Raw genomic sequence first — 22,864 nt, forward strand, 5'->3', positions numbered from 1 at the left:
TTTTGAATGTATGTACTTCAATTATTCACTATTCAGCTACTTTACTTAGAGAACAATGAAATATATTTAATCAATAGTTTCAAAATTAAAACATATATACACATTTTAGATCTTTGAAAGCTATATTTTAGCATTCTTTCACTTGTTAATGCAATTTATTGTAATTCATCTATATTCATATTCTTCTATTTCATGCATGATAACTTCATTTTACTTTTGAATAAAAGTACCAGAAAAAGACAATGGTATATTGAAATATCAAGATGAGGATTTTGATATGCATCATGGTACCTTCTTATACCCTATCACAGTATACTTTCTCTCTACAAAAAACCTGCTTTCTCCATCTTTCATCTCCAAAGGTAAGACTCAAGAACATCCCCATGTTTTGCAATAAAACATGGGGATGTTCTTGAGTAAAACACCCGGATGTTTTCAACAATAACACCCGGATGTTTTATAATAAGGAATCATACAACAAGCGCACAACACATTATGTAATAAACATTTAAATACTATACACTTAATCATTGCTAATATGTACACTTTAGCGGAGCTATTTCTCCACTCACAAAAGAACCATGAAAGTTCTTTTGTGTATCATTCAAAAGTTGGTATTAGAGAAAGAAAAAACAGAAGATCCGATTGGTGAGACAAATTATAACAACTTTGAATGTTTCCGGGACTTACTTCTCACGATAATAAAAAAAACAATCATTACCACATAATAAAGAATAGAAAAGAAAATAAGCAGAAAAGAAAGAAAAACATTTTCCTCCATAGAACTTAAACCCAGCAAAAGTACATAAAGCACAAAAGGGCTGCCAACTTCCATCAACACCCCCTTTAGCCAATGTTCATCTTTAAACGAATTGAGAAAAGAATAGAACTTATAGTTACATCCCCTTTTACTATAAATATCCATCACGATACAAAATATAAGTAATACGGAAGGAATAAATGCAAAAATATCTAATCCGTTCTTCCTACAAAAGGATTGGGTATACAATACAACAACAATAAAGAATTCAGATGTGAAACGAATCTCTCCCATATCGGTATGTTTCTACTATTCAAAATGCTAATCTTACTTCCTTACTAAAAATCCAATCAAACAATTCTGCGCTCACCTTATCCTTTATACGACTTTTGCGCATCTTAAAAGCTCCATCGGAAACGATATTCATGCAAAGTATAATGGTTGCCTTGGAATATCCCAACAAAGAAAAAATACAAAATAACAAATCATCATGATTCAATTCATTGCATGTACTTTTTAAATCAAGCATCACATCAACAAATGTTTCATTAATAACCTTACAGGTATCAGCACGTTCTAAGGCGGTCATTTTACAGAGTCTCTCATCTTTTGAACAGTCTATTACCCGTAAACGCTTGCAAGTACCCGTTGTCTGAAACAACCTTACACATAAGGAAAGCTTTTCCTTTCTCAATTTATCAAGGTTCTGCTCATTCTCAGCTTCATCTCCAGCCGTTAGAAATGTATCCGAACGTTTTTGCATCAATTCCCTCTGCAAAGCAATATATTTATTTTTGCGATTCTGTTCTATCCAAATCAGCCAAAACAAAACAATGAATACCATACAAAGAAAGATTAAAACCATTAACCATTCAATGTTTTCTTTTCCTTGTGTGCCTGCGATATGTGTCGAAGAGCAAGAAGTGAAAATGAAGATCAACAAAATTTCCAAAGCGATATATTGTATTAGCTGTCAATATGTATAACAAATATACAACTAATAAATATAATGAAGAAAAAACATAGGGAAAAATATAGATTCCAATTGAGTTCACCTCTACTCAATAATATCAATGAAAATCAAACTCTTTTATTTATCAACTTTAGCTCTTCCGATTCTCCATCTTCGCACATGCAAATATACTCCCATCGAATAATAGACAGCAGATAGAATAAAACAAAATATCGCAAGATTCCTTTGTCGTCCTTCCTGTAAAAGTTCTACTCCTAAAAATAAAGTATAAATAAAAACAGGACTACTTATCAAAGATCCGGGGTCCCACTTAAATGCTTTCTTAACTACATCATTCGAATAATCATCCGATATTTCAATCTCTGACCTTGCTGATCGATGAGTGGTGGTTTTGTAGATACTATAATTATAAATACCTAATAATAGAATAGGAACAAATCCCATTACATTAAAACCAGAGTCAACAACTTCATCAATATAATTTAATAGTAAAAGTACAGTGACCAAGAAATAGTCTTTTATCAGCCTCTCCATAGTTCATTATTTTTTTAGTATCTGAGTTCCGGATGCAAATCAAACCCATTTCCAGAAAAAAAACAAACTATCTTGGTAACAGTAAAGTAACAATATTACTCAAGAAGTAACAGGAAGGTAACAATACACAGATTTTCTTATTATAAATATGAAATATTAATACTACAAAGCAACATAAACAAAACCAATTCCCCTTGGGCGAAATTTAGTTTAAACCAATAAAACGTAAGAAATACTCCGATATAAAATACCGGCATGACAAACAGAATGGATTCATATTGTAAACACAAACGATATTGCAGGTTCTCTTCTGGAACCTGCAATATCTTCACAGTAACCCAACGATTATGCTTCTCATTTTTGAATACACCCAATCATTACTAATACATACACTTCAGCGGTGCTCTTTCTCCACTCACAGAAACAAGATATACCCCTCTTTCCGACAAAGGAATAACCGTATTAGAAAAACCGGTATTCACAGTTCTACCGTCCATAGTATACACAACTACTTTGTGATTATCCATACCACGAACCATTACTCCGGTATCTACCGGAACAACCCTGAAATGATCGGATGATACGATTGACCGAATGCCGGTCGCAACAGATAAACCGGTGGTTGCAAACTTACTACCGGCGTATGACTGATCCAACGTCTGAACACCTACAGTATATCTACCATCGCCGAACACACGCATCCGATAGGAGTTGAGGGCGGAAGAAAGAGAAGTTTGCAAGTCGGTACCTACTTTCAGCCTACCGGTTTCAATATCTACCGGGATCATTGTATATAATTCTCCGGTCGTTTCGTTACGAACATAAATATTGTAACGCAAAGCAACTTCCGACGTTTCCTTATCAGAACCGGGTAGCCAGGAGATAACAAGTTCATCACCTTCCATCACAGCCGTAACTTTGGATGGCGGTTCGGGAAAAGTATTTCCGGAAAGTCCCACCTTTTGCGGATTATTCTCATAAACGCGTAACGGAGCCGTATAATAGGAGGCAGGAGCCTTCTCGTAAGTACCCACATAGCCGCCAACAATCAAGTCCATATTACCATCTCCATTGACGTCACCCATGTTAATACCCCCATCCTGATTGACAGGAACCACCGGATAGGATTTATCCATAACAAACTTACCCTCCCGCGTCTGATAATAAATACGATTTCTAAAACCGGAGCCATCACTGGGCTCTCCATTGATCACCATATCCATCAGCCCATCGCCATTAAAATCGGCAACCAACGGATTGGCACGGCTCACTCCCAGAATATTACTTTCTTTTTCGGATACATACCAATAGATACATTTACCATCTTTATCTACAGTGTTGTAATACAAAGAAGAGAGACAGACCCAACCGTCTCCGTTTCCGGTACTGATGATATCCAATGTACCGTCGCCATTAATATCTGCGAGTGTAGACTGTCCCTGAAAAGCTCCGCGAATATTTGAAGGTGTTTCATCCACAAACGCACCGTCACGTTTATTAATATACGTTTTAAGCGCAGTAGAAGTTTTGTCACTATATCCGGTGAACTCAATATCGAGCCAACCGTCATTATTCAGGTCACCAAACATGACCGATCCATTGGTAGCTGCCTCAAACCCCTGTTGTTCCTGACGAATAAAGGTACCACTTCCACGATCATTAAGATACAGATCAATGCGGCGTCCGTTGTGATAACTCATCACAACTACATCCGTATATCCGTCATGGTTATAATCGCCTACGGATACAGGATTGAAGAATCCTTCATCCTTGTATGGCAAAAAACCCGGAGCAGCAACTTTCTCAAAACGATACCCATTCTCTTCTCCCAGATTCCGGTACAAAGCAACTATCTTAATATCACTACTGACATTCCAGTCTCCTCCCTGCCCCATGATCAGCAAATCAAGATTTCCGTCATTGTTATAATCAAAAAAGACAGCATTCGTATAGGTACTTACAGCCAGATAAGAGTCTTTCTCAAGGGTGAAAGTACCATCACCATTACGCCGGGCGAGGATAGCCAGTTCATCCCAGACATGAGCAACAGCTCCGATGTACGGTAACGTTGCAAGCAAACAAGCAATTAATCTTTTCATAAACCACTCCTTTTATTCTTCTGTTACCAGACCACCAGGGCCGTCAAATTTATATTCGAACGAATCGAACCAGACGCTTCCACCCTCTTCCTTTGTATTATATGAGTAAAGCCCTACACGAGAACCTTTCCAGTCACGGGAACCTTCCTGGAAGGAATCACCACACTCCAGATAGTTTTGACCATCCAGACTATAAGAGAATTGATGCTTATTATTCAAGGCATCGATCGCCAATTTTACATAAATCACTGGATCACCGCCCTTTTCTACTGTTTTAATCAGCTTTATCTGTCCTTCGTTCTCGTAATAAACAACCGGGGTTAATGTTCCGGCATCCTTCTGCACCAAAACACCTGCTCCACAGAATTTATTACCAATGCACTCCAGCCCCGCACGTTGTCCTTCGGTCATAGCAGAATAATCCATCCGGATAACGGCTTCTCCCTTATACCCCATCGTCTTTTGAGTAAACTGATTACGGGAATCACGCACACTTTCTGCTTTCAATGCTTTGATCTCCAACCATCCCGGACGGGAAGTAAGCGACCAGTTCTCATTTGCCGGATTATGATTGAATTGCCATTGTATAGCTAATTTGTCAGAAGAAAAATCATCACTGGCCTGCGGTGCATGCGGAGTTACATCACATTTAACAGCCGGCTTTTTGCAGACTTTCACCGGTTCACCAATTCCATTCTTGTCATAGTCCGTGCCGATAACCGGGAAACCATCCTCCCATACCACCGGTTGCAGATGCACCACCCGCCCTTGTGGATCGGCCGACTGGAAATGATAGAACCACCATTCTCCCTCGGGTGTATCTACCAAAGCCCCCTGATGAGGACCATTGACCTTCGTCACTCCCATTTCCAATACACGTTTTGATTCATAAGGTCCATAAATATTTTTAGAACGCATCACCGTTTGCCAACCCGAACTTACACCGCCTTCGGGAATACTGATGTAATAATAACCATCCTTCTTAAAGAGTTTCGTCCCTTCGGCAACAGGACCTTCGTATACTTTCTTGCCATCGTCAAGAAGCCGGGTACCGTCTGCACTCATCTTATGAATATAAATCGGACCGCCACCCAATTGGCTGCGCCCCACATAAGCCTGCCCGTCATCATCCCAAAGCGGACAAGGGTCTTCCCAACCACCGGCACTCTTCACACAATGTAAAGGTGTCCAAGGGCCGACAGCGTTTGTAGCTGTAGACATAAACAATCCATCGTTTGGCATACATACAAACATCCAGAACTTTCCGTCATGATAGCGTAGAGCAGGTGCCCAACTGCCATCGCCATAGCGCTTCATTTCCGAAAAACCGGGAAGATCGATATGATTGTATATCTGACCAACAATGGTCCAGTTTACCATATCATCCGATTCCAGAACCGGTATACCCATAAAGTGGAATTCGGAACAAATCATATAGTATTTATTCCCTACCCGGATAACGTCCGGATCGGAATAGTCACCATTCAGAATAGGATTGGCAAACGTTCCGTCTCCCAAATCTCCCCAACGCGGATCTATATACCAGCCACTGGAGCCTCCCAGATCCTGCCCACCACAAAACAATCCCATATAACCGCTATTGGTATATGCCCCTAGTACCGGGCGAGCCCGGTGTTCACCCGGAAAAAACTCCTGAATAGATTCATCATCTGTTCCTACTCTTTCAAATGCCGTCATTTGCTGCGCAGTAATAGTGATAAAAGGTAAGCAGCAAAGAACAAGTGACAGAGCAGACCTGCTTTTCTTTAAAGAGAAAATGTTCTTCATAATTTTTATTTTAATTTGGTTAATAACTCGAAGGTTTGTGCGCAAATGTAGTGTTATTGGTTATCGCATATAGTGATAAATGTATCAATAAATATAATCAATGTAGATATTTTTGATATTTGAAGAATAGAATGCAGGCTACTTTCTACATTTCTGCTAGTAAACCACGAAAATTTACTATAACCGACTCTTCCCAAATACTTACCATATATCCTCTCTTACATTAGCCCTGGAGGTGATGAGGAAAACCCTAACGTAATATTCTCAATATCTCCTTCTCCCCAACATTCAATAGTAATCCATTTTATAGGAAAAACAAAAAAGCCCTCCGTTTCAACAAAATGAGAATCTACAACAACTTTAAGATGATGATAACCTATAGATACATTCATATTATCAATAAACAAATAAAGCTCAGAGAATCTATTATCCTTGAAATATAGTTTGTTGTCAATATAAACCTCAATAGGTATCTCTGTATTCTCTCCATTCCAACATGTAATATGATTTGATAAAACAAAAGACAAATTGGTACAATCCTTTCTAACATACCAATAAATGTTTTTAGAAACAAATATCAAAAAATATGACATTGCTAATAATAATAGAATTTTTCTCTTTTTCATATGATGCAAATTATGGTCTAACATAAATTGATGCCTTCCCTCTATTGGGCCTTTTCCTCCCTAAGGGGTTAATTTCATAATTATATCTTTTATTTAGCTCTTTATTCTTCCATTTTGAATAAACTGTTTTAAGTTGTGTACTATTTAAATTGTAAAAGGAACCATTTGACCTCATTAAGTTAAAAGGATTACGCTTATTATGTTCAAGACCACTTAAATGCCCAAATTCATGAGTCGCAGTGAAAGTACCATAATTCCGACTCCCAAGCATCCGATCATAGGGACCAGTAAAATAATCAGAATTTATAAAAGCAACTTTCCCTCCTAAAGCATTTGAAGCTCCGTAAACTTCTCCTTCCTTTATCTCACTAATTTTATCCGTCAGTACAAACAAATGATCGCTACCTTCAACCCCATCCATATTCTTTGCTTCAGAAAGTTGAACATCTACATTAAACGAAATACCATCGATAGCACCACTGAATGCCCTAATAATACCTGTTGTAATATTTTCAATAGCACTTTCCATATCTACATCATTATTAGAGTCATTAAGAACTTTGCCTGTTACATGCATAGTTATTACATCTTTATCAAATGTAAACCAAATACTATCCCCATTCACATCTCCATACCTCATTGGATTATCCGCACAATACGAATACGGATTCTTATCATAGTATTTTTCACACAGCGGATCCATCGTAGTAAAACGGGCAAGGATCGGATCGTACCAACGCTTGCCGTTATCATACCAATAAAGCCCGTGCATCTTTTCAAGTTCTTTACCGGCATGGAGGAAATTATCTTCTTCCATAGGTATCTCTGAAAAAGGAATGCCATAAGGATAGTAACCGGCATACTGAATCACACCGCGGGTCTCACTTAATATAACGCGATTACTACCGATTTGATCTGTGATGTAATAACAGTATTCACCATTATTTGTAGAGGGATTATAGTTGATATAGCCACCATCGACTCGGATCTTTTTCAATACATTGTCTTCATAGATTAGGTTGTCGCAATAATCGATATGGTGCTCGACCGTTAAAGTACCGGAACTTGTTTGCACGGGTAAGCCGATGGGAGTATACAGTTCATTAAAAACGGTTTTATAATCAGCCCGGAGTTTAGTACCGTCGGCATCGTAACGGTAACGGATATTACTGCTATTTTCAAAAGTTATCTTTTCGGGCAGGTTCAGCAAGTTGTAATCAATACCTGTAATACCACGGTTTAAATCTTTATATAAGTTTCCGTTAGCATCATAGAAAAAGGTAGGAGTAGCATCAGGGTATTTCGACATAAATTGTATAGGAAGAGATGCAACATTGTTTGCACCATATTCACAAATATTATCAATTCCGTATCCCTGTGAACTTAGCAACATTAAATCTTCAGATTGTCCTTTGTAAAAACGAAGGATAGCGTCATAAATAGAAGGACAGCTCTCCCCTATATCACTATCATATTCGAACTGGCCATCTTCTATACTTCCGGACGACATCATTTTCAATATTTCACCATCATATTCATATTCAATCAACTGCTCGCCGGTTTGTGCCAATCCCCCTGTAACCGGATCACGATAAGTAGTAGAATAGGACGCACCGGCTGGATTGCCATTATAACAACTTTTCGATTTATTCTGCCAAAAACCGTAATAAATAGCCTGCCTGTAATGAGTAGAATTGATTTGATCTATCCATCCACGGACGTTATAACCATACGTAGCGGCATCAAGATTTCCCGGATAACTCTTCTTCCGAAGATATCCCAGTTCATCATATTCATTTTGTGCAAGAATTCGCTCTGCCCCACTATTCAAAGAGTGGGTAGTTTGCGTCAATCGACCGCCATGATCATACGTATAATGATAGCGTTCACTCAAAGAGGAAATCGTACTACTGGAATGGATATGCAGCATATCAACGGGAGAACCGGAGAAATTATAAGAGGTGAAATAAGTATCAAAACCTGCCAAGGAATTATTATTACAGCTTTGAATAACACGCCCCTTAGTATCATAATAAGAAACCGAATAAAACTTGTTCGTCACAGTAGAATCAAAGACTTTGACTATACTACCGGTATGTACCCCCTTAGGAGTAGTAAGATAAGAGGTGGGAAAACCACTTTGCATTTGATAATTAAACGGAGAAGGCAATCCAAGGTTGCCTATAAACGTATAGTTATCATAAAAGTCCACTTTTAAAATAGTTAGATTCCGAGTAGGTAAGCTCACATTACTGTAGCCATAACAATCAGATACGATACTACCTGTAAAGGTCTCTTTCGAGAGTTGATTGCGATATTCTTCACATAGTTGTCCATGACTTTTCCCACTTATTTTTGTTGTACCGGACAAAATAGGGCGAGACAAAGCATCGTATTTTGTAAAACTCCACTCATCACGAGCACGTTGATTGGGAGATTGAGAAAGAACCGGCCGATCGGCTTTATCATAAACGTAATAAATAGGTTCTATGCCAGGCAGTTTCTTGCTGATACAATTACCCCTGTCATCGTAATTATAGACATAGCACATTTTATACAAGCCTGTTTCCGGAGTGACATCATAGAAGCCATCAGCCGAAACAGAAGATCCATAAGTATTAAAAAAGAAAGGAGGTAAGACATAACGAAGTTGACCCAGATTATCGTACACATAAATAACACCCTTATACTTAATGCGCTTACCTTCCAAGTCAACAAAATCATAGCAGGCAACATCATCTTCGTCCTTCGTCAATGTGATGATCAAGCTCGAAGCCGGATAAAAGCCACTTCGCTTCAGGCGATTGTTTTCAACAACGAAACAAGGAACGGATAACTCTCCGGTTGCCGTATTCACCTGATACTCGGTTCGTCGGGCTTTATCATTGACATGCCAATCCGCTCCGGGACCAATTTGCTTCACGACACGGTTCAAAGGAGAAGAGTCATAATAAGTACGCGTATAGGCATATTCATCTCCATAAAAAGAAGAAGACCGTGCTTTCACATCCGATGTAGAACGGTATTCACCCGAAGTACCACCCATTGCAACAGGTTGCCATTCGTGTGACATACGCCCAAAAGTATCGTATTCCACCATTGAAACAAGATCATTCATTTGTGGAGTAATACTCTTCATCACAGTCTCTGCAGGACGTCCAAGCCCATCATAATACTGAACACGAGTGATACACTGAGAAGGTACCAATGAAGAAGCATCCGAAGTAGTAATGCCGGGAGTAATAATGCGAATATAGTTTTGATCAGCAGATTGTCCGTTCAGCAGAGAAAAACATAAGCCACTTATAAACATGGATAATAATGTACGTCTCATCATTCTATTCCTTTATTAGTTTTTCAACAAATGTTTTATCAGCCACCGTCAACCGTAGTATGTAGCTTCCTCTTGGACAAGCATCCATTGAGATGGTTTCATTATAGGTTCCTCCAGGCTTCCTCCCACTGTCTGTTTGCTTCAGTAACCGTCCGCTAAGATCAAAAAGACTGATACATACCTGTGCGTTATCCGATAAATAATACTCCAAAGTAACATCTGTTTTGGCCGGATTGGGGTAAATATTGTAAAAGACCAACAATTCTGATTGCAACGGAGGGAGAGATTCATCTTTTCCTGGCTTGGAAGTATGCTGGCCAGCTAAGAGACTATTCTCCTTCAGTAACTCTTGTAATTGCTTGTTGAGCGAATCATTTTCAAGATAGATATGCTCTTCCGGAGGATAATAAAACGCAGTCGCATAATATGCCATCGGGCTACCGGACTTAAAAGTTTCACAACGGATGGTTTCAAATACCGGATAACGGTATCCTTCGGCATACCAACGATAATTTGTCTGACGCAGTAATACAGTATCGCTTCTCAGATGCTCTTCAATACGGGCTTTACGAAGGACAGTAGAATCACCGTGTACTCTAAGTAAGATGGAGTCCGTCCAAGAGATATGTTCACAAATATCTTTTTGTAGACACATCCGAACCACATTCTTCAAGGTATCGTTGCCCGGAAGCAACATGGTTCCCCAGGCATCTACCTTCACTTTTTCACGACCTTGTGAAATGAATGCCAACTTATCACTATATTTCCCCTCTCCATAAAAATTACTTTCCAGAGAGTCCATATAATGAAACGGATATCGAAATTCAAGGCCGGGTACAAGAGCATTGAAATAGGTGGTACGATTACGATATCCCTCCAACATCAAAGAATCACCACAGTTCAACCGGTATTTATACTCTGTCAGGTGCTCTTTCACAAAAACCACCGTATCGTTGCCACCATAGCAAACGCAATAAGGGAACTTCACCGGTTGGAGATTACTGTAATTCCAGAAAACATTAGTCCCACTACGCCCCGGATCCTTATAATTCACTTCTTGCTTCACTACTGTGTCGTTAGCACGTATATGGATATAATCCTTTTGTAAGGTATATTGTGAGTAACATAAGCTCGTACTTATAAGAAGTAGAAGTAGCAGAGCAACTCTCTTTTTATTGTCCATAATCATAAGTTCAAAGTATTATTTTTTATTGACTCCTATAATGGTATTCGTACTCTTCAACAGTACTGTGATTCATATCCATTACATGTATCAGACGACCTAATGAATCATATTCATAATAGGCCGTCACACCTGAGGGATCAGTTATTTGAGTTACACCAATCAATGGCTTATATTGAAAGGTCGTAATATGAGCGTCACTTAAGGCAGATAAGGTTCTTAACTTATCCAGTTTCGATTTATCAGGATTGACATTTGTTGACAAAGAATCAATAGATATCAGACCAACAGATACCAAAGCAGTATTTACAGTGGAGGTAGTAGCATTTTTTATCTCAGCAACCAGATATTGCCCATTATACGACCAAAGATATACAACACGAATACCATCCTTTTTTTCTATCTCAACAGGATTACCGTAATTATCATAACTAACAACCGTATAATCGGCTTCATAGTATTGCGAATAATTATCTGTCAGAGACAGAGAAGGTATTTTTTTCAATGAGTAAGAACTTTTCTTTAATACAGCATCCAAACTTGCATCAAAAATATATTGAGATTTATTTCCGGATATGATTTTACCATCTTTGAGTGTAACAATTTCAAGAGGAACTCCAATCATACTTTTATCTTTCATTTTTAAAGCTATTTGGTCTGAAAAATCTTTTGCATACTTTGTTAAGGTTACAAAGTCATTTTCCCCTAAAGACTCCATTTTCTCTGAAACGAGCCGGTTGCCCATATCATATTTATACCTTGTCTGCTTATAAACAGCTTTCTTGCCAGAGTCAAAATAATCACTCTCCGAAATAGAATCCAAACTCCAATATTCAGGTTTGACTTCATAGAACTGTATTCCTATCCTACTGGCATCAAAAGGTTCATAAAATTTAGGTATATATTGTGTAAAAGCTCCCGGTATCTGTTTAAAAGAATAATTAAATATCTTTTTCTTCTGTAGAATTCCGTCACTGTCATAATGAGCCTCCTCCAGCAATGAACCATTGCCTATATGATACTCTTTAGGTATTGGAAATGGGATCTTTGTTTTGAAGGGTTCTGCCATGTATCTGTAGGTAGTTTTTCCTGTCATTTGGTTGTTCGCATCCACACAGCTCTCTTCAACGTATTTACAAACAACCTGAGCGGCAGCACCATTGTTGGGAATAAAAGGGGTGCCAAAGTTGGGACTAAATTGTTTATTGTAAGCCATAAATTTCAGCATCCGCATTCGTATACCTTCATAATAAGTACTGTTCGCTATCGTCCGGTCTAAAATCTGCAAAAAAGCATAGTCGGGTATTGATAACAAGCAACCCGATGATTGTCCATTTTCCGAATAGGAATATCGCTTTGTACTTACTATGTCACCCTTATCTATATTCTGTATTTCTTTAATTCTAAGACCACCTCCCTTACTCTCACTATGCCAGGCAAAAGCCATGGTACTTACTGATAGATGATAATTGAAAGATTTATTTTGTCCGTTTTGATCCTTTGTCTCTCTCCATAAATAAATTCTATATGTTCCTTTTTTGAGATAAATGGCATCCGCATCTAAATCAATTGTTTCAGCTTCTTTTTCCAGATTAATCAATTTACTATAAACATCTATATAGCTGTTACCATGCTTTTCCTGAAGAAAGATACGACTTGCTCTTGACAAAGCCGGTTTGTATGAATCGTGTATATGATAATGAAAAGACAATCTTAGATACGAATCATCTTCTAAAACAAAATCTTTTCCATAAGTGTATTCACTGCCTTGTTGGAAACTGGCATCCGGACTGTATGAAACACCTGAACTTAAGGGAAATTTTCTAATAAATCCACCATTACTCCCATTCCAAAAATCATGTGATTCATATATAAATCGTGTTTTACCTCCGGTAGGATATTCAATCATATCCAAAGTTCCATACTGCATATACTTTTCATTCGTAAATTTATCAGCACCTATTTTTATGTAAGATTCAGGATAGTTACAAGTATTCTTAATATTTCCCAGAGTTTTTAAATCTGTATAAGTAGGAAGCTGGACTTGATTCACAGCCCCGTTGTAATATCCCCACAAATCTGAATTATAAGAGTTTTTGGCAGGTAATACTCCCTCTTTATACGTAAATTTGTATTGCTGATGTATCTGTTCCTGTGCATCAGTTATTTCAAACGAATTGAGCATTAAACGACTCAACTTAACATCCGTCGTATCACCCATATAACTATAGGAAAGTTTTATGTTTTTGACATGATTATCTGATCGTTTTTTAATTATAACCTTATCCAGTTTCTGAGGAGGCAAAGATGAAATCCCCGGCCGGACACGATACAAATCAGCGTAACGCTCCATATCTTTCCTTGCCGAAGTTATAAAAGAGATACTACCTCCATCAAAGCTGATAGTAGAGGGTAGTAACTGTTCTATGCCGGAGTAGGTATAGCTATAATACTTATTTGTTCCGCCTCCAATATTTATATCGCCAAAACTCTTATCAAATATCGGAATATCAGATTGATAAGAAGTACTTATGGGTGTACTCGAATTCTCATGATTATATGTAAAACTAACCTTTCGGCCTTTGGGGGATTCGATAGACTCCAACTGACAGTTCGTATCCGTGCAGGAACCTTTTTTTCTGAGATACAATCTACTCTTATCTGTACTGAGAGCTGGAGTTTCGTACTCCGTTTGTTCAGCATAGACATGGGTATATTCATTCTCTTTAAAAATAAACTTAAAACCTTGTTGATCAACAACAAGCCATTTATTCTCCCTCGTATTGTATGTAATGTTCAGGTATTGATTTGAAGATTTAATTACAGGTTTTATATAATCAGAGATAGGATCGCCATTCTTCCTCGGTTCAAAATAAAAGGTGCCGGAATAACCGCAGAAATTAAAATGATATAAATCCGGTTCATTGTCCTGACCTGTCAAGTAGGATGCTTCAGTAGTCAATAACTCATTTCCCGCTATCTGCTCAATCACTTCAGTCAACGGATTATAATTAATTTTATAGAGATATTGTTCATAGTTAGACTGCCATGTATAATAATACCCGAAAGACACTCCTTCAGGAGTAGTAGAATCGTCATAACTAAAATCATTAAAGCCTCTCACTTCCTTAGTTATGCACCCTCCCGTTTCTAAAGACCAACCTAACCCTACCCATCCGGATTCTTGATCAACCCGGATACCGGATGAATTATATTTCAATTTTATGGGTATGATTAAACCATCCAAATCTATTTCATAGAAAGGAAATTCGATTACAGGAGTGCCGGTATGATATCCTATAGGAAAGTTTCCAAATTCGCCCATGGAGGCAACATTGGGAGAAACCGGGATATTTATATCTTGACTATATAAAGCAGTCGATAAGGTAAGTAATAAGATGAAAATTTTGTATTTCATTGTTTTTTATACAAAAAAAATAAGTTAACTACTATTATCCTCATTATACAACTCATGATATCACAGATAATATGCAAAAGGACTTATTTGTATCGGTAATTTAAATGTATAATTACTACTACTCAAGCAGTAACTGCATCCACTCCGCTGGCATACCAATAAAACGACCATAGCCTACAATATGGTTATTTAAAGCACGTAATATTATAATTAATACACTAAGGGCACAGAGTTATTATATAATTGATTTTAAATAATTAGAACTCTGTGCCCTGTGTATACCCTGTGGTGAATTACCCTATCCTTATTTATTATAAGGAGTTACCGCCAATTTATAAGAACCACCTTGCAACAGTTTCTCATCAAATGAAATTGTTACATTCTTTTTCTCACCTGCCATTAATGTAAAATAGTTATCATTCATAATAGCGGGCAAAATACGTTCACCATCCGAAGTGCGATATGCCTGTACATGTACGGCAAAAGCCACACCCTTGGCTGAAGCCGGATTTGTAATTGTAGCCTGAATCTCGGCAACTCCGTCTTTCTTCACCATTTTAGAAGAAACTTTCAGGTCGGCTTTGGGTAAAGAATTCACAGCAGTGAAATCTAAACGGTCATTGCCGCGCCAATAATTATTTTCGGAGAGTACATTCCCGGATTTATCCTTCAAAGTCAAGCGGATAAAATGAACATCACTCAGGCCTTCACTTGGCTGCGTACCACTCAATACATCAAAGCTCCATAACGAATAACCGAACCACCAGCCCAATTCGATACCGAACATACGTACATAGCGGGCATCTACCTCAGGGAATGTAATTTCGTCTACACCACCACGGCCTTCATCCGTTTTATACACTTCTTTCCAATTTTGTGCGTCACTGGAAACCTGTATCTTATAAGCTTTTCCAAAGGAAGCTTCCCAATCCAGACGTACACCACCTACGGGTTGTACACTGCCCAGATCCACATAAATCCATTCATTATCGGCTTTAGCTGCTGCCCAACGGGTATCTTTCTTACCATCCGTAGCATCCGAAGGCTGTCCGTGAGTCACGCTTGATGCATAGGTCGGTTTACCTAAAGAAAGGTTCTTCCGTTCTTTATTGAAATCAATCGTAAAGCACTGTACAGTGGTGTTGCTTGGCGAATTCACCGTAGCCGACTTTGTATATGCTACCACAGGTTTACCATCCAGATTGTATACTTTCACTTCGGCAGTCAGTCCTTCCAGATCACGTGCCGTAGTATTGGCAACCTTTACACCATCCGTTACAGGATTCCAAAGAATATGTATCGGTTCGCAAGCAGATTTTGTACCCCAATAAACACCTGTCGGATCATAATAGTAATCATACGTCTGCCACACCATCGAAGGATAAGCCGACTGTCCCATCCAGGTCATGATACCTGATGCATCTTCCCACATACGATCCAGCCAGCCCTCATACATAGCTTTATTGGATTCAAGGTTTATAAGCTGTGCTTTACGGCAGTAATCCTCAATGCCATCGGGTTTGCCAAAACCTTTCTCGATAGAAGCATCATAACGTTCGGGAGCTGCATTGAAAGCATTCTGACCAAAATAGTGCTTGTTCCACATCTCATCACGTGGCCACCAGTTTTCTTCCGGCATAAACTTCTTAAAGCTTTCAAAAGTAGTCATGGCAGCAGTACCGATCTCTGTACGGAATCCCCAGCCACGTGCCGGATCGCCTTCCAGACCATCGGGATACTTGGTAAAGTAGAAACGTGGTTCAAAAGCTCCCCACGGGCCACTACCCGTCAAGCCCTGTGCATGAGAATTTGCCTGGAAATAACGGTCACCACCATCGAAAGTCTTAATATTCTCGGCCATCCAACCTTCTAACGGCGGTCGCGGATTAGATTCGTTGTCACCACACCATACGGCAATACTCGGGTGATTGCGTACACGCTTAATCTTCTCCATCATGTTATTATTGAACACATTGAGATCATAAGGCAGGTTCGGATTCGAATTAATCCAAAAATCATCCCACAACATAATTCCGTATTTGTCACAGGCTTCATAGAATTCATCATCGGTTACAGAGCCGAGCCAGTTGCGAATCATATTAAAGTTCATCTCTTTGTGCAAACGAATCTTTGTATCATACTCTGCACCACGACAGCGAAGCATATACTCCGACATACCCCAGTTGGCCCCTTTTACAAATACAGGAACGTCATTTATATAAACATGAAAAGTGTTATTCTCCTTATCATATGTATATTTTTTAATACCGAAAGTGACATCTTTTACTTCAGATACTTTTCCGTCTACTTTCACTTCAAAGGTACAAGTATACAAATTAGGCTCTCCGTATCCGTTAGGCCACCACAATTTCGGACTATTAATCATCAACTGCGGATAATAACGCTTATCGAAGCTAACAGTAGAAGTAGTATTTGCAGACAGATCTACCTCTTTCGTAAAGGTAACGTTACCCGGCTTGATGGTCCCTGTAACAATAGCTTTAACCGGTTTGCTTTCATTGTTTTTCACTTCCAGCTGAACAGATAAATCTGCACGGGCACGAGTTGGAAGATCTGTACGTATCCACGGATCAATCAGGGTTACGCCGCCGGTATTACTCAGAAATACTTTATCGGTAATACCCATATTCAATCCCGGAACATATGGCATCCAGTCCCAACCTCCACTCGACAGATAAGTAGGACTACCACAATTGGCCAACGGAGTTTGAGGCATGTGTACCAGTACAGCCAGTACATTCTCTCCTGTTTTATTTACAATATCAGTTACATTAAAACGTCCCCGATGCATAAAACCATCCAAAATGCCCAAGCTGTGTCCGTTCAGATAAACTTCAGCTTTACGGTTCACACCATTAAAGTTAAGCCAGATCAGTTCCTTGTCAAAATCAGCAGGGACTTTAAATTCAGTACGATACCAAAAGCTACGATCATACTTAGCCCGGTCCACCTTATGAATATTATCACCAAAATTAGGATCTTTTTCCAGTCCTGCATTTACATAAGCCGTAAAAGCCGTACCGGGAACTACTGCATCTACCCATGAAGATACATTATAGCCTGCATTGCACAAAGTGTTTACATCCCCCTTTACTTCAACCTGCGGCTTCAGTTTCCAATCAACAACGGGCTCACCACTATGTAGAAAAACCTGTTGTGCCTGAGCAGCCCCCCCCAAAGTGGATGCCAGCAGCAAAAGTCCGGCTCCTAATGTGTTACTCATCTTTCTTTTCATATCCATTTTATCGTATTTATAAATAATATTCTCCAAAAAAATCCTGAAAACAACATTACCTTTATATTATAAAAACTATCCATTTTTATATTCTATTAGCTGAGTGCAAAATAAGCAGATAGATAGCAAAAAAGAAATAGATAATCTTACCATCGATATGGATAATCTTACTTTCCAATATCGTTATTTCTGCAAAGGTAAAATTATCCATATCCAGAATAGAATTCTCCATTTCAAATGTGTCAAATGTGCCGTTTCTTTGTAGCAGCCAATAAAAGAGGCTAATAGAATTTGTAATAACAATACTGAAAATGAAGAAACACCTTATTTTAACCATCGCTTTATACCTCACCGCGACCTTGCCAATAAAAGCGCAAGAAGAATATACAGTCAGTTCTCCTAACGGAAGTCTGGAACTCAAAATCAGCATGCGGGACACTCTCTCTTATCAGATATTCGCTGACGGCGAAGCCCTTTCGGAAATCTCTCCGATCGCAATGATAGTAGAGAGAAACGGACGTCGGATCACACTGGGAGAGAATCCGGCAGTAGAAAAGTGTTCCCGAAACTCCATCAGTCAGAAAATTCCCATGCATTTAGGCGAAAATGACCAGATTGATGATACTTATAATGAAATGATCCTTGATCTGGGTTCTCTCTATTCCTTGCACTGCCGTGCCTATGATGAAGGGGTGGCATACCGGATAGAAAGTAAAATAAGCGGAAGTATCACCATTCGGAATGAAATAGCAGAATTCAACTTTAAGGATAACCCGCAAGTATGGATTGCGTACGATGAAGACAAACGTACGATGAGTCAATGGGAACTTCCTTACAAACGTGAGTTGAGTGTCAAATCTGTTAAAACAGGAGATTATGGTATCAATCCCTGTTTCTTCCGAAATAATAAGAAAAATATAGGTATCACCGTTATTGAGTCCGATTTAGAAAACTACCCGGGCATGTATCTGCTTAAAAAAGAAGCCGGTAATAAATTGGTAGGCAAATGGGCCGAATATCCTAAAAAAATAAAGAACGATAGTAAATATGATTCACAGGCAGTATTGGAGCGTTATGATTACATTGCCCTGACACCGGGCGTACGTACTTATCCCTGGCGTGGATTCATTATCAGCCGCGATGATTCGGAATTAATGAACAATGACCTGATCTACAAACTGGCAAAGCCCCAGGTAGAAAGGGATTTCTCCTGGATATCGGCCGGCCGGACAGCTTTTGAATGGTTACACGACGGAGAACTTGAAGGAGACCTTGGATTTATCTACGGTCCTTTTGGAGACGGACGTCCGCATACACTTGAATTTTATAAATATTATGTAGACTTTGCCGCGGAAATGGGATTTGAATGGATGACTTGTGATGCCGGCTGGGGAGAAGAATACATCAAAGAGCTATGTACATACGCCAAATCAAAAAATATCAAAATCATGGTATGGAGCTACTTTAACTTCCTGCTGGTTGATGAACCGATGCTTGCCCGTTTCAAAGAATGGGGTATATCGGGGGTGAAAGCCGATTTTATGTCAAGAGATGACCAGGTGGCGTCCGGCTGGATACCTACAATGGCGGAACGCTGCGCCAAATACCAGTTGATGTTATTACTTCACGGTTGCCCGAAACCGGTAGCCTGGCACCGTACTTATCCGAATATCATCAGTTACGAAGCTGTGACAGGCGAAGAAAGTAACAAATGGAACGACAATTGTAATCCATTGTATCACACCGTTATTCCTTTCTTACGCATGCTTGGAGGAGCAATGGATATGACTCCGGGATCTTTGCGTAACAAGACCCGGAAAGGATGGACCTGGAAAGGGACAGGTGCTCCTTGGAGTCTGGGTACACGTGCACACCAAATGGCCCAGTACGTAGTATATCATCAGACATTAGGATTCGTAAGCGATGCACCAACAGAATACCGTAAATTCCCCGAAATAATGGAATTTCTAAAACATGTGCCTACTATCTGGAACGAAACCAAACCGCTGCAAGGCAAAATAGGTGAATTTGCTGTCATGGCCCGTAGATCAGATAAGGAATGGTATGTAGGCGGACTAAGCAACTGGACAGAACGGACACTGGATGTCGATTTTTCATTTCTTACTCCCGGAATACCTTATAAAGCTTACATCATAGAAGACGTACCGGAAAAAAATAATGATACATCAAGTACAACAGGAGATGCAACAGCTTGCAAATGCCATACGATTGATGTTACCAGCCAAACCCGGATGAGCTTCAAACTGGCAGAAGGAGGTGGTTTTGTTATGCGCATTTATCCCGATCCCAACTATACAAGCGTCAAAAACATAACACTCCGGGAAAAGGTGCAGATATGGTACGAGCAAAATAATGAAAGTATCTATGTACAACTCCCGGAACACGAACTAACAGCCGACATTCATCTCTACGATATTACAGGACGTCCGTTCTATCCGGATTATACAAAGAAAGATAATCCGCTCTGCATATCAATAGCGCAACTGTCAAGAGGCTATTACTGTGTGAAGTGTACTACTCCAGACCTCAGTCAGAGTAAACTCATTTACAAAAACTAAATTATTGAGAGAATAAATTTCATCTCCGATAAACGACTTTAATATTAACCATTAAATAGTTACATTATGAAAATTAGAAAATTACTTTCAACAATGGCATTAAGTGCTTTAGTAGCTTCAAATGCATTCGCTACCGAACCTGTAAAAGTAGAATGGGGAGATGTGATCAAACAGCCGTGGGGAGATCCCAGTGATCCTGAAGGTGCCAATGTCTGTTCCTGGTTTCAATGGGGACAGGACTTATGGTTTGACTACAACAACGATGGTTATCCGGACCGTTTCCTCATTGGTGGTAAACACCAGGATATGGGTCATGCATATCTGTTCAGAAATGAAGAAGGAAGCGAATTTACCAACATACCCGTTAATATTCCTAAGCTCGAAATTGCCGGCGCAGTTGTATTGGATTTCGACAATGATGGTATCATGGATCTTTATGTACAGGGGAAAAAAGTGACTGACAACGGAGAGGGCGGACAAAACAGAGAAAACTATACTGCTATCTGGAGAGGAACAGGAGATCCGGACAATCCTTTTGAGCATGCTGTTCAGCAAGAGATAGACGAACTGGGTATCGGAGAATCCGAAGGACAACACCGGGGTTACTTCTGCGCAGCCGGCGACTATGACAATGATGGTTGGACAGATCTGTTTATGACAGGATGGGCACGTAAAGATGAGAGTTGGCACGTGATTCTATACAGAAATAACCAAGGTATTTTTGAAGAGGTACAAAACCCCGTGGGAGAAGACGGAGAAGGAATTGAGCCCTTCAAAACAATCACAACCGGCTCCGTTTATCTGAGTGATTTAAATAAAGACGGATATCTGGATCTTATCGTATCCGGTAATGACCAGACTAACGGCTGGATTGCCACTACCACTATTTACTTTAACAATGGTGACGGCACTTTCCGTGAAACAACTCAGCAGGGCTTTTTCGAAGGTCAAAAGAGCGGTACTACCTTTACTGCAGACGTGAATAATGACGGTTATCCCGACATATTAGAGTTTGGAGATTTAAAAAATAGTGATACAGAAACCAATAACACTGTAGGAAACTTATACATCAATAATGGCGACGGAACTTTTGCCGATCCTTTGAAAACAGAAGTAACCAATCTACTTACAGCCAGAGCTATGCCCGCTATAGGTGACATCAACAATGATGGTAAGATTGATATTATGATTCAATGTGGATGGTCATCAACAGACGGACAAACCGAGACAGACTATTCACTCGCTAACTTATATTATAACAATGGAGACAACAGCTTCACCCGTGAATTCCTGAATGATAATACCAACTCTCACGAATCTGATGTGAACTTTATTGATTTCAACCATGACGGTGCGCTCGACTATTCTATCAGTGGATGGGGACCTAAAGAGCCTAACTGGTTCAACCGGTTAGTACCCAACAATTTAACCAGTGATCTTGCTATGAATGAAGCTCCCGGATTTACAAGCAATTCAGATGTACAGGTTAAACAAGACGGTTCAGATGTTATTATTTTCTGGGGAAACGCAACAGACGATACAACTCCGGCAGAAGCCATCCGTTACAATATATACATTAAAGCTAAAAAAGCAGATGACTTCGGAGTAACTTACACCTATACCTATGCCCCGGCAAGTCTCCAGGCGAATAAAATGTTCGGGACTACAACTTATGATTCTAAAGTTGCAGCTCGTCTGATTAATAGCCATCAGATTCGTATGAAAGGGTTCAATACGACTGATTATGAATTCGCCGTACAACCTGTGGATAATGGTAACCTCGGTGGTAAATTTATCGTAGCGAATATAGCAGGTGGCAGTGGTATCGGAAATACTCAAGTGGTAACTGCCAACGTATATGTAAACAATGGTACTATTATCATTGAAAGCAACAGTAGTACGGCTTATGCCATAAACACAATTGACGGCAAACAGATCGTTAACGGTATATGTGACAATAAAGCAACCGAAAGAGTAAACCAGGGTATCTATCTGGTAAAAGTAGCCAATACCACTCACAAAGTTTGTGTACTACAATAAAAATTAGCTATGTATGGAAATAACCCGAAAAAGAAATCATATTTTATTACATTGATAGGAAGCGATCTTTTCTTTTCCAGTTGTTTCTGTCAAATCTTATAAATATTCAATTCGTTTGTCGTAGAGAAAAGCCCTGTTTCTCTACGACAAACGAGTCATTCCTCGTAGAGTTTCGATGCGTTCCTCGTAGAGAAAAATACCATTCTATAACGCATTGATAAACAACGACTTATAAAACCAAAGAATGTCATATCTATTTACTTTCAAGATTCAT

At 39.2% G+C, this 22,864-nt stretch carries 12 protein-coding genes; 2 read left to right on the forward strand and 10 right to left on the reverse strand.

Annotated features, from left to right (window positions below; all coding sequences use genetic code 11):
• Positions 1-1,073: 1,073 nt before the first annotated feature.
• The 10 genes from ACESQI_RS08815 to ACESQI_RS08860 form a co-directional block, all read right to left on the reverse strand.
• Positions 1,074-1,712 carry a hypothetical protein gene (locus ACESQI_RS08815; protein WP_229127619.1) on the reverse strand — a complete coding sequence of 213 codons (639 nt, stop codon included), beginning with the start codon at positions 1,710-1,712 and terminating at the stop codon, positions 1,074-1,076.
• Between the two features lie 138 nt (positions 1,713-1,850).
• The gene (locus ACESQI_RS08820) at positions 1,851-2,267 is read right to left on the reverse strand and encodes a hypothetical protein (protein WP_373125813.1); all 417 of its coding nucleotides are present in this window, start codon (positions 2,265-2,267) and stop codon (positions 1,851-1,853) included.
• Between the two features lie 380 nt (positions 2,268-2,647).
• Entirely contained in the window at positions 2,648-4,366 is a 1,719-nt protein-coding gene (locus ACESQI_RS08825) for an FG-GAP-like repeat-containing protein (RefSeq protein ID WP_373125814.1), read from the reverse strand.
• 12 nt (positions 4,367-4,378) lie between these two features.
• Positions 4,379-6,154: a glycoside hydrolase 43 family protein gene (locus tag ACESQI_RS08830; protein ID WP_373125816.1), complete on the reverse strand. Its 1,776-nt coding sequence runs from the start codon at positions 6,152-6,154 to the stop codon at positions 4,379-4,381.
• A gap of 218 nt (positions 6,155-6,372) precedes the next feature.
• Complete coding sequence (locus ACESQI_RS08835; protein ID WP_256143020.1) at positions 6,373-6,780, reverse strand: hypothetical protein; 408 nt, start codon at positions 6,778-6,780, stop codon at positions 6,373-6,375.
• 10 nt (positions 6,781-6,790) lie between these two features.
• The gene (locus ACESQI_RS08840; protein ID WP_373125818.1) at positions 6,791-10,117 is read right to left on the reverse strand and encodes a DUF6443 domain-containing protein; all 3,327 of its coding nucleotides are present in this window, start codon (positions 10,115-10,117) and stop codon (positions 6,791-6,793) included.
• 1 nt (position 10,118) lies between these two features.
• Positions 10,119-11,297, reverse strand: coding sequence for a T9SS type A sorting domain-containing protein (locus ACESQI_RS08845; RefSeq protein ID WP_320908106.1), 1,179 nt, complete (start codon positions 11,295-11,297; stop codon positions 10,119-10,121).
• 25 nt (positions 11,298-11,322) lie between these two features.
• Positions 11,323-14,715, reverse strand: coding sequence for a hypothetical protein (locus ACESQI_RS08850; protein ID WP_320908107.1), 3,393 nt, complete (start codon positions 14,713-14,715; stop codon positions 11,323-11,325).
• 304 nt (positions 14,716-15,019) lie between these two features.
• Positions 15,020-17,971, reverse strand: coding sequence for a discoidin domain-containing protein (locus tag ACESQI_RS08855; RefSeq protein ID WP_373125819.1), 2,952 nt, complete (start codon positions 17,969-17,971; stop codon positions 15,020-15,022).
• Positions 17,972-18,056: 85 nt separating this feature from the next.
• The gene (locus ACESQI_RS08860; protein ID WP_373125820.1) at positions 18,057-18,203 is read right to left on the reverse strand and encodes a hypothetical protein; all 147 of its coding nucleotides are present in this window, start codon (positions 18,201-18,203) and stop codon (positions 18,057-18,059) included.
• A gap of 79 nt (positions 18,204-18,282) precedes the next feature.
• Between ACESQI_RS08860 and ACESQI_RS08865 the strand changes: the two genes are divergently transcribed.
• Positions 18,283-20,550 (forward strand): glycoside hydrolase family 97 catalytic domain-containing protein, encoded by a 2,268-nt coding sequence (locus ACESQI_RS08865; protein WP_373125822.1) that lies wholly within the window; start codon positions 18,283-18,285, stop codon positions 20,548-20,550.
• 66 nt (positions 20,551-20,616) lie between these two features.
• Entirely contained in the window at positions 20,617-22,590 is a 1,974-nt protein-coding gene (locus ACESQI_RS08870) for an FG-GAP repeat domain-containing protein (RefSeq protein ID WP_373125824.1), read from the forward strand.
• The last annotated feature ends 274 nt before the right edge of the window (positions 22,591-22,864 follow it).

This window comes from Bacteroides sp. HPS0048 (genome assembly GCF_964240755.1).
GTDB classification, from domain to species: Bacteria; Bacteroidota; Bacteroidia; order Bacteroidales; family Bacteroidaceae; genus Bacteroides; species Bacteroides nordii.